Here is a 14,072-nt window from a genome sequence, read left to right as displayed (position 1 = left end):
AGCATTCATGTCCCAACTCTCACAAGCCCTGATTCTCGTCATTCAGACGCTGGGCAGCCTTTACCTGCTGATCGTGCTGCTGCGTTTCATCCTGCAGCTGGTACGCGCCGACTTCTACAACCCGCTGAGCCAGTTCATCGTCAAGGCAACCCATCCGTTACTGCGGCCGATACGCCGCATCGTTCCGAGCGTGGGCACGCTGGATCTTTCTTCGCTGATTCTCGCGCTGATCGTACAGATGGTGCTGATGGCGCTCATCCTGCTGATCGCCTATGGCACCACTGGCAATCCCTTGTTGTTGCTGGTCTGGGCGCTGATAGGCATTACCGGACTGTTCCTCAACATCTTCTTCTGGGCGCTGATCATCAGCGTCATCCTGTCCTGGGTGGCCCCCGGCAGCCAAAACCCGGGAGCACAGCTGGTCAGCCAACTGTGCGAGCCGGTGTTGGCCCCGTTCCGCCGCCTGCTGCCGAACCTCGGCGGGCTGGATATCTCGCCGATCTTCGCCTTCCTGACGATCAAGCTGCTGGACATGCTGGTGGTTAACAACTTAGCCACCATGACGCACATGCCCAATATCCTGCGCATGCTCATCTGAGACGCCGTTCATGCTTTACCGCCAAAGCGGCACCGAGGCGCGAAAGCGCCTCGGTGCCGCCTGGCTGGACGTAGACTGCACTTTCTCGGTTTTTTCCGTCTTGCCTCGTACTCAGCTGCGAGCTGTGAACGAGGGACAGCGTCTCGATTTCGAGCTGGCCATGACCGCTCGCGCCGGCGTAAGCGCCGTTCGGTCACGCTAGGCGTGGACTGAATTGACGCCGCTGCAGCGGGTCCGATAATTCGCCGAACACACTTCCAGGAGTTGGATGAGCATGGAACGCCTCGATCGACAAGTGGACGCCTACGTCACCTGGAAGCGCGACCTCATTCGCGAGATCACCCGTTATCGCAGTTGGTTAGCGCACAACCGGCTCAGCAGCGAAGGCGTCGAAGCCCGTCTGGAGCGAGCGCTGCGGGTGTTACGCACCGATCACATCACCCTGGCGTTCGTCGGCGAGTATTCGCGCGGCAAGACCGAACTGATCAACAGTCTGTTCTTTTCCAACTACGGTCAGCGCATCCTGCCCTCGCGAGCCGGACGTACCACCATGTGCCCCACCGAGCTGTTTTTCGACCCACGCCCGGAGCGTTCCTACATTCGTTTGCTGCCCATCGAATCGCGCCTGGAAGACACCAGCATCGTGCAACTCAAGCGCACGCCGCGCCTCTGGCTGAACCTGCCCCTCGACCCGCACGACCCCGAAAGCATGGCCGAAGCCTTCGCTCAGGTGGCGCTGACCAAGGTCATGCCGGTGGAGCAGGCAATCCAGCTGGGCTTCGACCCAGCCGGCCTGGAAAGCGCCGGTAGCGGCGACACCGTACTGGTGCCGGCCTGGCGTCATGCCATGGTCAACTTCGACCACCCTTTGCTGCGCCAGGGCCTGCGCATTCTCGACACCCCTGGGCTGAACGCGCTGGGCAGCGAACCGGAACTGACCCTGTCGATGCTGCCCAACGCTCAGGCGATCATTTTCCTGCTCTCCGCCGACACCGGCGTTACCGCCAGCGATATGCAGATCTGGCAGCAGCACATCCGCCAGCTCGACGAAGACACCCAGAGCAGCCTGTTCGCCGTGCTCAACAAGATCGACGTGCTCTGGGATGACGTGGCCGGCGAAACCTTCGTCCAGAAGGCCATCGAAGACATTCGCGCAACCACAGCACAGCAGCTCGGCATCGACCGCGCGGACGTACTGCCCTTGTCGGCCAAACAGGCGCTGATGGCGAAAATACGCGGTGACCAGGCGCTACTCGAACGCAGCCAACTGGCGCAGCTGGAGCAATTGCTCAGTCAGCGCATCCTGGCGCAGAAGGAACGCTTACTCGAAGACCAAGTGGTGCTTCAGGTACTTGCCCTGGTGCAGAACAGCCAGCACGCGCTCAAGCTGCGCCTGGAAAAGGTCATCGAGCAGCGCGACGTGCTGGCCAGCCACCAGGAAGGCAGCGGGCAGATGCTGCTCGAACTCACCGCGCGTACCCGACACGACCACAACCGCCATCACAAGCGCCTGCTCGATCTGAAGACCAATCAGCGTCTGCTGCAGCGCCAGGGTGAGCTGCTGCGCACGGCGATCCGTGCAGAACGCCTTGAGGAGCACCTGAGCCGGCTGCGCCGAAGCCTGACCGGCAGCCTGACGACGCTCGGCATCAATCTGGCCATCCTGCACTTCTTCCGCTCGGTGGAGCAGGATCTGGGCATCCTCGAACAGGAAGCCGAGCGCGCCAACAAGATAGTTTCGGCGATCTACCGTCGGCACAGCGAAGAAAATCCCTTGAACGGCATCGACCCGCCGCTGTTCCAACTGCTGCCCTACCAACGCGAGCTACGCAGCCTGCAAGGCAAGGCCGATCAGTTCCGCCTGCAGCTCAAGACTCTGCTCACCGAGCAGCGCACGCTGACCCGGCGCTTCTTCGCCACCCTTGTGCAGGAAGTCATTGCCTTGCACCAGTGCCTGCGCCAGGAAGCTGAGCAATGGGCGGGCGACGCACTGACACCGTTGCTGCAGTTTTCCCTGGAGCACAAGCAGCAGCTGGAAACGCACATCCTGCGGCTGAAGAGCCTGGCCAACGAGAGCCAGCAGAACAGCCAGCGCGGCCAACTGCTGACCCGTTACAGCGGCGAACTGGAGCAGCAACTGGCGCAAGCCGCGGAAATGCTGCGTGCGTTGCGCCGGCCTGCGCCGTTGCGGCGGCAGGGCAAAGTGGTCAGCCTGGCCAGCGTTCAAAGCAGTTAGGACGAGCCATTTCCACCGCGACGACGACGAAATGGCAAGCACCCTGCCCGCCGTTGCATTTCAGGATGAATTGCAGCGCGCATACCTTTAGACTTTGCCGCCTTCTTCAAGCAAGAGCCAGGGTCGATGCCCACTGCAATTCCCGCCGATTCCGTTGGCCTGGTGAGTCCGCAGGTCGCGCACTTTGCCGAGCCACTGACACTCGCCTGCGGCCGCACGCTGGCCGATTACCAGCTGATCTATGAAACCTACGGCGAGCTGAACGCCGCGCGCAGCAATGCCGTGCTTATCTGCCATGCGCTGTCCGGCCACCATCACGCGGCCGGCTATCACAGCGAGGACGACCGCAAGCCTGGCTGGTGGGATTCATGCATCGGCCCGGGCAAGGCCATCGATACCGACCGCTTCTTCGTTGTCAGCCTGAACAACCTTGGCGGCTGCAACGGCTCGACCGGTCCGAGCAGCACCAATCCATCCAGCGGCAAGCCCTACGGTGCCGATTTCCCGGTGGTAACGGTGGAGGATTGGGTACACAGCCAGGCGCTGCTGGCCGACCGCCTTGGCATCGCCCAGTGGGCCGCGGTAGTTGGCGGCAGCCTGGGCGGCATGCAGGCTTTGCAGTGGACCATCAGCTACCCCGAGCGGGTGCGTCACTGCCTGGCCATCGCTTCTGCGCCGAAACTGTCGGCGCAGAACATCGCCTTCAACGAAGTTGCGCGCCAGGCCATTCTCTCCGACCCGGAGTTCCACGGCGGGCACTTCCAGGAAATGGGCGTGATCCCCAAGCGCGGACTGATGCTGGCGCGCATGGTTGGCCACATCACCTATTTGTCCGATGATGCCATGGGCACCAAGTTCGGCCGCGGACTGAAGAGCGAGAAGCTCAATTACGACTTCAACAGCGTCGAGTTCCAGGTCGAAAGCTACCTGCGCTATCAGGGCGAGGAGTTCTCCGGGCGCTTCGACGCCAATACCTATTTGCTGATGACCAAGGCGCTGGACTACTTCGACCCGGCTGCAGCCAGGGACGACAACCTGGCCAAAACGTTCGAAGCCGCCCAAGCGGATTTCTGCGTGATGTCCTTCACCACCGACTGGCGCTTCTCGCCGGAGCGTTCGCGGGAAATCGTCGATGCCCTGCTCGCCGCACGCAAGAACGTCTGCTACCTGGAGATCGACGCACCACAAGGCCATGACGCCTTCCTGATCCCCAATCCCCGCTACCTGCAAGCCTTCCGCGGTTACATGAACCGCATAGCCGTATAAGGAACGAAGATGCGCGCCGATCTGGACATCATCCAAGAGTGGATACCGGCCGGCAGCCGAGTTCTCGACCTCGGCTGCGGCAATGGCGAGCTGCTGGCCTGGCTGCGCGACCACAAGCAGGTCAGCGGCTATGGTCTGGAAATCGACCCGGATAACATCGCTGCTTGCATCGACAAGGGCGTCAACGTCATCGAGCAGAACCTCGATCTGGGCCTGGGCAATTTCGCCAGCGACAGCTTCGACATGGTAGTGATGACCCAGGCGCTGCAAGCAGTGCACTACCCGGACAAGCTGATGAAGGAAATGCTGCGCGTCGGCCGCCAGTGCATCATCACCTTCCCCAACTTCGGTCATTGGCGCTGCCGCTGGTACTTGGCGAGCAAGGGCCGCATGCCGGTATCGGAGTTCCTCCCCTACACTTGGTACAACACGCCGAACATTCACTTCTGCACGTTCGAGGACTTCGAGCGGCTATGCCAGGAAAGCGGCGCCAGGGTGCTCGAACGCCTGGCGGTCGACCGCGACCACAGGCATGGCTGGGCCAGTCGCTCATGGCCGAATCTGCTGGGCGAAATCGGCATCTACCGCGTCACCGGGCCATCCCGCTGAGCGGCTCAACGCTGGAGGTAAGCATATGAAACACGTCCTGATCGGCCTTTTGGCCGCGCTTCTCACATTGCCGGCGCTTGCTGAACGCAAGCACAGCGTCGGTGAATACGATATCCACTACATCGCCTTCAACTCCGGATTTTTGCAGCCGGATATCGCCGCCGCGGCGGGACTCACGCGCAGCAAAACCCAGGGTGTCGTCAATGTTTCGGTGCTCAAGGCCGGCAAGCCGGTCGCCGCACAGGTCAGCGGTCAAGTGAAGAACCTGCTAAGCCAGGATCGAGCGCTGAACTTCAAGCAGCTCAAGGAAGGTGACGAGGCGATCTATTACCTCGCGCAATTCCCGTTCGACTCGCAGGAAACCCTGCGCTTCAGCCTTACCGTACAGCCGACTGGCGCGCAGCCGTTCAGCTTCGAGCTCACCCAGGAAGTCTTTCCCGACCGATGATGCCTTTTTCCGAATTGGTGCTGGCCAGTCATAACGCCGGCAAACTCAAAGAGCTCCAGGCCATGCTCGGCGACGCCGTACGCGTGCGTTCGGTCGCCGAGTTCAGCGAAATCGAGCCTGAGGAAACCGGCCTTTCGTTCATCGAGAACGCCATCCTCAAGGCGCGCAACGCCGCGCGGATATCCGGTCTGCCAGCGCTTGCCGACGACTCCGGTCTGGCGGTCGACGCCCTTGGCGGCGCACCTGGCATCTACTCGGCGCGCTATGCCGATGGCCAGGGCGATGCCGCCAACAATGCCAAGCTGCTTGAGGTGCTGCGTGAGGTTCCGGATGCCGAGCGCGGTGCGCAGTTCGTCTGCGCTCTGGCGCTGGTGCGGCACGCCGACGATCCGCTGCCGATCATCTGCGAGGGCCTCTGGCACGGCAGTATCTTGCATGCAGCACGCGGCGAGCACGGCTTCGGCTACGACCCGCTATTCTGGGTGCCGGAATGTGAATGCTCCAGTGCCGAGCTGCCAGCCACACAGAAGAACCAGCTCAGCCACCGTGCACGCGCCATGGCCCTGCTCAAGCAGCGGCTGGGGATATGAAAGCGGCAAACCAGGTAGTCCAGATCAGCGACGGGGGCATCGGCGCCGCGCCGCGGGAGGCCGGCTTCGAGCTGCCACCGCTGGCGGCGTACGTCCATATCCCCTGGTGCGTGCGCAAGTGTCCCTATTGCGACTTCAATTCCCACACGGCTGGCCCCGAGCTGCCCGAGGACGCCTACGTCGCCGCGCTGCTGGGCGATCTGCGTGATGATCTAGAGCACGTTCAGGGTCGTCGACTGAGTTCGATCTTCTTCGGCGGTGGCACGCCAAGCCTGTTTTCCGCAAAGGCGCTGGCGGTGATCGTCGACGGCCTGGAGCGGTTGGTCGGGTTCGCCGAGGACATCGAGATCACCCTCGAGGCCAATCCGGGGACCTTCGAGCAGGCCAAGTTCCGCGACTATCGCCAGCTCGGTATCAACCGGCTGTCCATCGGCGTGCAGAGCTTTCAGGCCGACAAACTCAAGGCGCTCGGCCGCATCCATGACGGCGACGAGGCGATTCGCGCGGCCGACATGGCCCGCGCTGCCGGCTTCGACAACTTCAACCTCGACCTCATGCACGGCTTGCCAGACCAGAGCCTGGAGGATGCGCTGAGCGACCTGCGCATCGCCATCGCGCAGCAGCCGACGCACCTGTCCTGGTACCAGCTGACGCTGGAGCCGAACACGGTGTTCTGGAGCCAGCCGCCGCAGCTGCCGGAAGACGATATTCTCTGGGATATTCAGGAAGCCGGTCAGGCGCTGCTCGCCGAGCACGGTTATCGCCAATACGAAACTTCGGCCTATGCTCAACCAGGGCGGCAGGCCCGACACAACCTGAACTACTGGACCTTCGGTGACTTCCTCGGTATCGGTGCCGGTGCGCACGCCAAACTCAGCCATGCTGACGGTCGCATCCTGCGCAGCTGGAAGACCCGCCTTCCGAAGGACTACCTCGACCCGGCGAAGGCCTTCCGCGCTGGAGAAAAGCTGCTCACCGCTGATGAATTGCCCTTCGAATTCCTGATGAATGTGCTGCGCCTCACCGACGGCGTACCGGCCATGCTGTTCACTCAGCGCACCGGTATGGCGCTGGAGCAGCTTACCGAGCCACGGCGCAAAGCCGAAGCTCGCGGGCTTTTGGCCGCCGATCCTGCACGCCTGGTGGCAACGCCCAAGGGCCAGCTATTTCTCAATGACCTGCTGCAGAGCTTCCTGCCTTAAGGACACCGCATGGATTTGCTACTCGACCTGATCGTCACGCTGTCGCGCTGGAGCCGCAGCCATCTTTCCGATATCTCCCTAGCGCTGATGGCGACGCTCTTCGTGCTCTTCGGCCCGGCGCTCAACGCCTGGGTGAAGAACACGGTCAGCAGCCTCAACTTCTTCCTGCGTACGCTGATTTTCGTGCTGGTCTGCGCGGTGGGCTATGGCCTGGCCATCGTATTTCTTACGCCGTGGATGACCCAGGGCCTGGCGCACCTGAACAACTACAGCCTGGCACCGGTGCTGTTGCTGATTTTCTTCCTCGTCGGCGTGATCGCCGACCGCAACTAGCGTTCAGCCCTCGCGCAGGAAGCGCTCGAGATCGATCGGCTCGCCAGGCTCGCAATGCAACTGCTGGCGCAGGTCCTTGAACATAGGATCGTAGTCGGCGTGAAAGGCGAACAAGACGTCCGAGTGCAGAGCGGCTCCGTGTTTGCGCAAGGATTGACGAACACGCTGCAAAAAATTGCACGCGACATCCCGATGCATGCGGAACAGCTCGTCGATCGGCGTTCGATCGACGGTTCCGTGCACATGAAAGCATGCCCACTCTGGTTTCTGCTCAGCCCCTTCCACGTGGTAATCGAGAACCAGGTAATAGCCAGAAAAGGATTTCGACGCGGGTCGACTGACCACCGCATGACCGGATCTGAACACTGCACACCTCTCCTTTCAGGCCCATTCTGACGCACCTATGTTCGGCCGCCGAGCTGTCTAGCACGGGCCCCAACAGACAGCGTGATCGTTGCATCCCATTACCCCGGTTCTCTTGACTCTGGTCATCACAACGTCGCACAGCCAGGCATTTAATGGCTGCGGGTGCTCTGATTTGCAAAGGAGACAGAACCATGGCCACGGCCTCGAAACAACTGAAACTCAGCGCACTGGTTGCACTAGTAGTGGGATCGATGATCGGTGGCGGGATCTTTTCCCTGCCACAGAACATGGCGGCTAGCGCCAGCGCCGGTGCCATTCTGATCGGCTGGGCAATTACCGCGGTCGGTATGCTCAGCCTGGCCTTTGTCTTCCAAACCCTGGCCAACCGCAAGCCGGAACTCGATGCCGGCGTCTACGCCTATGCCAAGGCCGGTTTCGGCGACTACATGGGCTTCTCCTCCGCCTGGGGTTACTGGATCAGTGCCTGGATCGGCAACGTAAGCTACTTCGTTCTTCTCTTCAGCACCCTCGGCTATTTCTTCCCGATCTTCGGTGAGGGAAACACCCTGCCGGCGGTGATCGGCGCCTCACTGGTGTTGTGGGGCGTACATCTGCTGGTTCTACGCGGCATCCAGCAGGCGGCGTTCATCAACCTGATCAGCACCATCGCCAAGATCGTGCCTTTGCTGCTTTTTATCGTCATCGCTGCCGTGGCGTTTCGTCTGGACGTGTTCACCGCCGACTTCTGGGGGCGCGGCAACATCGAGCTTGGCAGCGTCATGCAGCAGGTGCGCAACATGATGCTGGTGACGGTTTGGGTATTCATCGGCATCGAGGGCGCCAGCGTCTATTCAGCACGTGCTGAACGGCGCAGCGATGTCGGCAAAGCCACGGTGATTGGTTTCGTCGGCGTGCTCGCGCTCCTTGTGTTGGTGAACGTCCTGTCGATGGGCATCATGAGCCAGGCCGAGCTGGCCGGTCTGAAGAACCCTTCCATGGCGGGCGTTCTGGAACAGGTGGTAGGACGCTGGGGCGCGATCCTGATCAGCGTTGGGCTAGTGGTGTCACTGGCCGGAGCGCTGTTGTCATGGACCCTGCTATGTGCCGAAATTCTCTTCGCCAGCGCGCGCGACGACACAATGCCCCGCTTCCTGCGCAAGGAGAATGCCAATCACGTTCCTGCCAACGCGCTATGGCTCTCCAACGGTCTGATCCAGCTATTTCTGATCATCACCCTGTTCAGCGCCTCGACCTATCTGAGCCTGCTGTACCTGGCCACCTCGATGATCCTGGTGCCCTATTTCTGGTCAGCCGCCTACGCGCTGCTGCTCGGTGTGCGTGGCGAAGGCTACGAGAGTGCACCGGGTGAACGGCGCAAGGACCTGCTCACTGCCGTGATCGCAACGCTATATGCGGTCTGGTTGGTCTATGCCGGCGGTATCCAGTATGTACTGCTGTCCGCGCTGCTCTACGCTCCAGGCGCCCTGCTGTTCGCCAAGGCCAAGCACGAACTCGGGCAGCCGGTATTCACCTCAGTGGAGAAACTGATTTTCGCCGCGGTGCTGATCGGCGCGGCAATTGCGGCCTATGGGCTGTACGACGGTTTCCTCTCGCTCTGACCACCGGAAGCGAATTCCGGCAACCCTCGACCACCGTCATAAGCGGTGGCGAGCCACTAAGCACCCACAGGTGCAAAGACTGCAAGGAGTACAGACATGACCCCGCAAATACCCGGGCTGGGCGTCCATTCCGAAGCTGGAAAGCTGCGCAAGGTAATGGTCTGCTCGCCGGGCCTGGCCCATCAGCGATTGACCCCAAGCAACTGCGACGAGTTGTTATTCGACGATGTGCTCTGGGTGAACCAGGCCAAGCGCGACCACTTCGATTTCGTCACCAAGATGCGCGAGCGCGGCGTCGAAGTTCTGGAAATGCACAACCTGCTGACCGAAACGGTGAGCAACCCAGAAGCGTTGCGGTGGATCCTCGACCGCAAGATCACTCCTAACCAAGTTGGCATCGGCCTGCAAAACGAGGTGCGCAGCTGGCTCGAGGAACAACAGCCGCGACGACTCGCTGAATACCTGATTGGCGGTGTATCTGGCAGCGATCTGCCAGGCACCCAGAGCGGCGAAATCGTCAGCATGTTCCGTGACTACCTCGGCCACTCGAGTTTCATTTTGCCACCCTTGCCCAACACGATTTTCACCCGCGACACCAGCTGCTGGATCTACGGTGGCGTCTCGCTAAACCCCATGCACTGGACCGCACGGCGGCAGGAGACGCTGCTCACCGCCGCAATCTATCGTTTCCACCCCGAGTTCGCCGGAAAGGACTTCAAGGTCTGGTACGGCGACCCCGAGCTCGACCACGGCCTGGCCACCCTCGAAGGCGGCGACGTGATGCCGATCGGCAACGGTGTGGTGTTGATCGGTATGGGCGAGCGCACCTCTCGCCAGGCCATTGGCCAGTTGGCGCAATCGCTGTTTAGTCATGGCGCCGCCGAGCGGGTGATCGTCGCAGGGCTTCCAAGGTCTCGCTCGGCGATGCACCTGGACACCGTGTTCAGCTTCTGCGATCGCGACCTGGTGACCATATACCCCGAAGTGGTGAACGGCATCGTCCCGTTCAGCCTGCGTCCGGACGAGAGCAAACCAGGCGGCATCGACCTGCGCCGCGAGAGCGCAAGCTTCCTCCAGGTGGTCGCCGAAGCACTCGGCCTGCCTGCACTACGGGTGGTGGAGACCGGCGGCGACAGCTACGAAGTCGAGCGCGAGCAGTGGGACGACGGCAACAACGTCGTCGCCCTCGAACCCGGCGTTGTGATCGGCTATGACCGTAACACCTTCACCAATACCCAGCTGCGCAAGGCCGGTGTCGAGGTGATCACCATCAGCGCCAGCGAGCTGGGCCGCGGCCGTGGCGGTGGCCACTGCATGACCTGCCCGATCGTTCGCGACGCTCTCGACTATTGATCTCAGATCAACGTGCCGGTCTCCGGCCGGCACGCCCTGCGCAAAGAGGATCTTCACCATGGCTTTCAACATCCACAACCGCAGCCTGCTAAGCCTCATGCACCACAGCGAGCGCGAGCTGCGCTATCTGCTCGATCTCTCCCGGGACCTCAAGCGCGCCAAATACACCGGCACTGAGCGCCAGCATCTCAAAGGCAAAAACATCGCGCTGATCTTCGAGAAAACCTCGACCCGCACCCGCTGCGCATTTGAGGTGGCCGCCTACGACCAGGGCGCCAACGTTACCTATATCGACCCCAACTCCTCGCAAATCGGCCACAAAGAAAGCATGAAGGACACGGCGCGCGTACTCGGCCGGATGTACGACGCTATCGAGTATCGCGGCTTCAAGCAGGAGATCGTCGAGGAGCTCGCCCGTTACGCCGGCGTGCCGGTCTACAACGGCCTGACCGATGAATACCATCCAACCCAGATGATCGCTGACGTCATGACCATGCGCGAGCACAGCGACAAGCCGCTGCATCAGATCAGCTACGCCTACCTGGGCGACGCGCGTAACAACATGGGTAATTCGCTGCTATTGATCGGTGCCAAGCTGGGCATGGATGTGCGCATCGCAGCGCCGCGCGCGCTGTGGCCAAGCGAAGAGCACATCAAGGCATGCAACGAGTTCGCTGAGCAAAGCGGTGCGCGACTACTGCTCACCGAAGATCCACAGGCTGCAGTCCAGGGTGTCGATTTCGTCCACACCGATGTATGGGTATCAATGGGTGAGCCGGTCGAGGCCTGGGCCGAGCGTATCGAGCAATTGCTGCCTTATCAGGTGAACCCTTCGCTGATGCAGGCCACCGGAAACCCGCGAACCAAGTTCATGCATTGCCTGCCAGCGTTTCACAACAGCGAAACCAAGGTCGGCAAGGAGATCGCTGCGCGCTATCCGCACCTGGCCAACGGTATCGAGGTCACCGAAGAGGTATTCGAGTCGCCCGCATGCATTGCCTTCGAGCAGGCCGAAAATCGCATGCACACCATCAAGGCGATCCTGGTATCAACCCTCGCTGACATCTGATCCACCTAGCGCCCGGATCCGGGCGCGTTTTGGAGGAACACACATGCGTATCGTAGTCGCACTGGGCGGTAATGCCCTGCTTCGCAGAGGGGAGCCTTTAAGCGCGGAAAACCAGCGCGAGAATGTCAGGATCGCGTGCACTCAGATTGCGCGGATCGCGCCGGGCAACGAACTGGTAGTGGCCCACGGAAACGGCCCGCAAGTTGGGCTACTGGCGTTGCAAGGCGCGGCCTACAAGGACGTTCCTACTTATCCGCTGGATGTGCTGGGCGCGGAAACCGAGGGCATGATCGGCTACATCATCGAGCAGGAGCTGGGCAACCTCCTTCCGTTCGAGGTGCCGTTCGCAACCTTGCTGACACAGGTGGAGGTGGATGCCGACGACCCAGCCTTCCAGACACCGACAAAACCAATAGGACCGGTCTACAGTCGCGAAGAAGCTGAGCAACTGGCCAAGGAAAAAGGCTGGAGTATTGCTGCGGACGGTGACCGCTTTCGTCGAGTGGTACCGAGCCCAAGGCCAAAACGTATTTTCGAGATCCGACCGATCAGCTGGTTGCTGGAGAAAGGCAGCGTGGTGATATGCGCTGGGGGCGGAGGAATCCCGACGGTGTATGACCAGAACGGACGACTGCAAGGCGTGGAGGCGGTGATTGACAAGGATCTGTGCTCGGCCCTGCTGGCCGAACAGCTGAACGCGGATCTGCTGGTGATCGCCACCGACGTCGATGGTGCCTATGTGGACTGGGGAACACCAAAGCAACGCCGCATCCATGAAGCTCATCCCGACGAACTTGAACGCCTGGGCTTCGCTGCGGGTTCCATGGGGCCGAAAGTACAAGCGGCCTGCGAGTTCGCTCGCAACACCGGCAAGGTCGCCGTGATCGGCTCGCTTGGTGATATCGAAGCGATCGTTCAAGGCTCCGCCGGAACACGCATCAGCCTGACAGCGAGCGAATCGTTATAGGAGGCACCGGCAAGAAACAAAAAAGCCGCCCAGTTGAGGCGGCTTTTTCATTCGTGACCGAGGATCAGTTACCGCCGCGGCGCAGCGCTTGAGGCGAGAAGTCACGAGGACTCAGCTTCACATCGAAATTGTACATCTGCTCGTTGTTGTCCAGCCCGTCGACGAAGTAGTTGCCGTCCTTGAGGTGGTACAGCGTTTCCAGCGTGCTGTTGAACATCGGCACATCGTAATAGCTGATCGGGTGGCTCTCCTGCAGGCCGATCAGCTGATTCTTCTCGTCATACAGATCGACAGCAAGGATTGCCCAGCTGTCCTCATCGATGTAGAAGCGGCGTTTGTCGTAAAGATGGCTGAAGCCCTTGCGCAAGGTCGCCTCTACAACCCAGACGCGGTGCAGTTCGTAGCGCAGCAGCTCGGGATTCAGCGTGCGCGGCTGAACGATGCTGTCGTACGAGACGCCCTTCTGGTGCACGGCATAGCTGTTGTACGGCATCAGCATTTCGCGCTTGCCGAGCAGCTGCCAGTCGTAGCGGTCCGGCGCGCCGTTGAACGAGTCCACCACATCAGCGGTGGCCAGTCCGCTGGTGTCGGGTTGCAAGGAGTCGTATGCCAACGAAGGCAGACGGCGTACACGTCGATCATCAGCGCTGTAGCGCCAGGCCTTGCGGGTTGTCAGCACCTGATCGATCGGATCCTGCACCACCAGCGCGGTGCCGGAAAGCTTGGCCGGCGCGGTCACGCGGTACTTGTAGTACAGCACGGTGTTGTCTAGGTCGGCGTAGGTCATCCCCTCGCGGTTGTAGACGTAGTACACGTGCCGGTCGCGCTTGATGTAATGGGCCCTGCCACCGATCACCACCGCCTGGTTGTTGATCATGTGGGTCTGGTCACCCTTGTAGTGCAGGACGTGGTTCCAGATGACCTCAATGCCGCTCTGCGGAATCGGGAAGGGAATGCCTGCAGCCGCGCCCAGGATTCCGTTGCCGTTGGCGATCAGCTCTGCACTCACGGCGTTGTAGCGGGTGGCGTCATAGATACGCTGCGGCACCGAGGCGCTACGACGGGTCGGGAAGACGCGCAGGTGGTAGTCGGGATAGCGCTCCAGCAAAGCCTTCATGCCTTCGGAAAGCTGGTTGCTGTACTCGCCCAGATTGTTGCGATCGACACGGTATAGCATCGAGTCGCCAGCAAATGGATCTGGATGGTGCATGCCCGGCTCGTAGCCGGCCGGCGGCACTACGCCTCCGGTCCAGGGCGGAATGGTTCCAGCCGGATTGCCGGCACGCTCCGCACCTAATGGCGTCAGGTCTTGCGACAGCCGCGCTGCCTGGGTGCTGTCTACCTTCGCCTGTGCCGGTAAAGCGGCGCAGGCCGCCAACAACAGAATTCCGATCTTTCCGTACATCGTCTACTCCC

14 protein-coding genes are annotated in these 14,072 nt (G+C 61.3%); 12 read left to right on the top strand and 2 right to left on the bottom strand.

Annotated features, from left to right (window positions below; translation table 11 throughout):
* The first annotated feature begins 7 nt into the window (after positions 1 to 7).
* From SM130_RS01335 to SM130_RS01300, 8 genes are all read left to right on the top strand, one after another.
* Positions 8 to 598 (top strand): YggT family protein, encoded by a 591-nt coding sequence (locus SM130_RS01335; protein WP_102824045.1) that lies wholly within the window; start codon positions 8 to 10, stop codon positions 596 to 598.
* Positions 599 to 866: 268 nt separating this feature from the next.
* On the top strand, positions 867 to 2,834 hold the full coding sequence (locus SM130_RS01330; RefSeq protein ID WP_102824043.1) for a dynamin-like GTPase family protein: 1,968 nt from the start codon (positions 867 to 869) through the stop codon (positions 2,832 to 2,834).
* A 126-nt stretch (positions 2,835 to 2,960) separates the two neighbouring features.
* Complete coding sequence (gene metX / locus SM130_RS01325; RefSeq protein ID WP_102824042.1) at positions 2,961 to 4,100, top strand: homoserine O-succinyltransferase MetX; 1,140 nt, start codon at positions 2,961 to 2,963, stop codon at positions 4,098 to 4,100.
* A gap of 9 nt (positions 4,101 to 4,109) precedes the next feature.
* Entirely contained in the window at positions 4,110 to 4,709 is a 600-nt protein-coding gene (gene metW, locus SM130_RS01320) for a methionine biosynthesis protein MetW (protein WP_102824041.1), read from the top strand.
* Positions 4,710 to 4,734: 25 nt separating this feature from the next.
* On the top strand, positions 4,735 to 5,157 hold the full coding sequence (locus SM130_RS01315; RefSeq protein ID WP_102824040.1) for a DUF4426 domain-containing protein: 423 nt from the start codon (positions 4,735 to 4,737) through the stop codon (positions 5,155 to 5,157).
* On the top strand, positions 5,154 to 5,747 hold the full coding sequence (gene rdgB / locus SM130_RS01310) for an RdgB/HAM1 family non-canonical purine NTP pyrophosphatase (protein WP_102824039.1): 594 nt from the start codon (positions 5,154 to 5,156) through the stop codon (positions 5,745 to 5,747). Before SM130_RS01315 ends, rdgB begins: the two co-directional genes overlap by 4 nt.
* Entirely contained in the window at positions 5,744 to 6,949 is a 1,206-nt protein-coding gene (gene hemW, locus SM130_RS01305; RefSeq protein ID WP_256044880.1) for a radical SAM family heme chaperone HemW, read from the top strand. The genes rdgB and hemW overlap by 4 nt, the downstream gene beginning before the upstream one ends.
* Positions 6,950 to 6,958: 9 nt before the next feature.
* Positions 6,959 to 7,282 (top strand): DUF3392 domain-containing protein, encoded by a 324-nt coding sequence (locus SM130_RS01300; protein WP_102824038.1) that lies wholly within the window; start codon positions 6,959 to 6,961, stop codon positions 7,280 to 7,282.
* A 3-nt stretch (positions 7,283 to 7,285) separates the two neighbouring features.
* On the opposite strand, the gene SM130_RS01295 is transcribed toward SM130_RS01300, so the two are convergent.
* Positions 7,286 to 7,648, bottom strand: a complete 363-nt coding sequence (locus SM130_RS01295; protein ID WP_102824037.1) for a DUF5064 family protein — start codon at positions 7,646 to 7,648, stop codon at positions 7,286 to 7,288.
* 191 nt (positions 7,649 to 7,839) lie between these two features.
* On the opposite strand from SM130_RS01295, the gene arcD reads away from it, so the two are divergent.
* The 4 genes from arcD (at position 7,840) to arcC (ending at position 12,656) form a co-directional block, all read left to right on the top strand.
* Positions 7,840 to 9,267 carry an arginine-ornithine antiporter gene (gene arcD / locus SM130_RS01290; RefSeq protein WP_102824036.1) on the top strand — a complete coding sequence of 476 codons (1,428 nt, stop codon included), beginning with the start codon at positions 7,840 to 7,842 and terminating at the stop codon, positions 9,265 to 9,267.
* A 96-nt stretch (positions 9,268 to 9,363) separates the two neighbouring features.
* Complete coding sequence (gene arcA, locus SM130_RS01285) at positions 9,364 to 10,620, top strand: arginine deiminase (protein ID WP_102824035.1); 1,257 nt, start codon at positions 9,364 to 9,366, stop codon at positions 10,618 to 10,620.
* Between the two features lie 58 nt (positions 10,621 to 10,678).
* Positions 10,679 to 11,689, top strand: coding sequence for an ornithine carbamoyltransferase (locus SM130_RS01280; RefSeq protein WP_102824034.1), 1,011 nt, complete (start codon positions 10,679 to 10,681; stop codon positions 11,687 to 11,689).
* A 43-nt stretch (positions 11,690 to 11,732) separates the two neighbouring features.
* A complete protein-coding gene (gene arcC / locus SM130_RS01275; protein ID WP_102824033.1) occupies positions 11,733 to 12,656 on the top strand; it encodes a carbamate kinase in 924 nt (307 codons plus the stop codon).
* A 64-nt stretch (positions 12,657 to 12,720) separates the two neighbouring features.
* Here arcC and SM130_RS01270 read toward each other — a convergent pair whose 3' ends face one another.
* On the bottom strand, positions 12,721 to 14,061 hold the full coding sequence (locus tag SM130_RS01270) for a DUF1329 domain-containing protein (RefSeq protein ID WP_102824032.1): 1,341 nt from the start codon (positions 14,059 to 14,061) through the stop codon (positions 12,721 to 12,723).
* Positions 14,062 to 14,072 lie beyond the last annotated feature (11 nt).

The organism is Stutzerimonas stutzeri (genome assembly GCF_038561965.1).
Classification (GTDB): domain Bacteria; phylum Pseudomonadota; class Gammaproteobacteria; order Pseudomonadales; family Pseudomonadaceae; genus Stutzerimonas; species Stutzerimonas stutzeri_AA.
Note: the sequence above shows the minus strand (reverse complement) of the source record. Positions and strands in the feature narration are given on the sequence as shown.

Bases quoted from the DNA above. Each gene is read 5' to 3' on its own strand.
- SM130_RS01335 (WP_102824045.1), top strand. From the start codon at position 8: ATGTCCCAACTCTCACAAGCCCTGATTCTCGTCATTCAGACGCTGGGC.
- SM130_RS01330 (WP_102824043.1), top strand. From the start codon at position 867: ATGAGCATGGAACGCCTCGATCGACAAGTGGACGCCTACGTCACCTGG.
- metX (WP_102824042.1), top strand. From the start codon at position 2,961: ATGCCCACTGCAATTCCCGCCGATTCCGTTGGCCTGGTGAGTCCGCAG.
- metW (WP_102824041.1), top strand. From the start codon at position 4,110: ATGCGCGCCGATCTGGACATCATCCAAGAGTGGATACCGGCCGGCAGC.
- SM130_RS01315 (WP_102824040.1), top strand. From the start codon at position 4,735: ATGAAACACGTCCTGATCGGCCTTTTGGCCGCGCTTCTCACATTGCCG.
- rdgB (WP_102824039.1), top strand. From the start codon at position 5,154: ATGATGCCTTTTTCCGAATTGGTGCTGGCCAGTCATAACGCCGGCAAA.
- hemW (WP_256044880.1), top strand. From the start codon at position 5,744: ATGAAAGCGGCAAACCAGGTAGTCCAGATCAGCGACGGGGGCATCGGC.
- SM130_RS01300 (WP_102824038.1), top strand. From the start codon at position 6,959: ATGGATTTGCTACTCGACCTGATCGTCACGCTGTCGCGCTGGAGCCGC.
- arcD (WP_102824036.1), top strand. From the start codon at position 7,840: ATGGCCACGGCCTCGAAACAACTGAAACTCAGCGCACTGGTTGCACTA.
- arcA (WP_102824035.1), top strand. From the start codon at position 9,364: ATGACCCCGCAAATACCCGGGCTGGGCGTCCATTCCGAAGCTGGAAAG.
- SM130_RS01280 (WP_102824034.1), top strand. From the start codon at position 10,679: ATGGCTTTCAACATCCACAACCGCAGCCTGCTAAGCCTCATGCACCAC.
- arcC (WP_102824033.1), top strand. From the start codon at position 11,733: ATGCGTATCGTAGTCGCACTGGGCGGTAATGCCCTGCTTCGCAGAGGG.
- SM130_RS01270 (WP_102824032.1), bottom strand. From the start codon at position 14,061: ATGTACGGAAAGATCGGAATTCTGTTGTTGGCGGCCTGCGCCGCTTTA.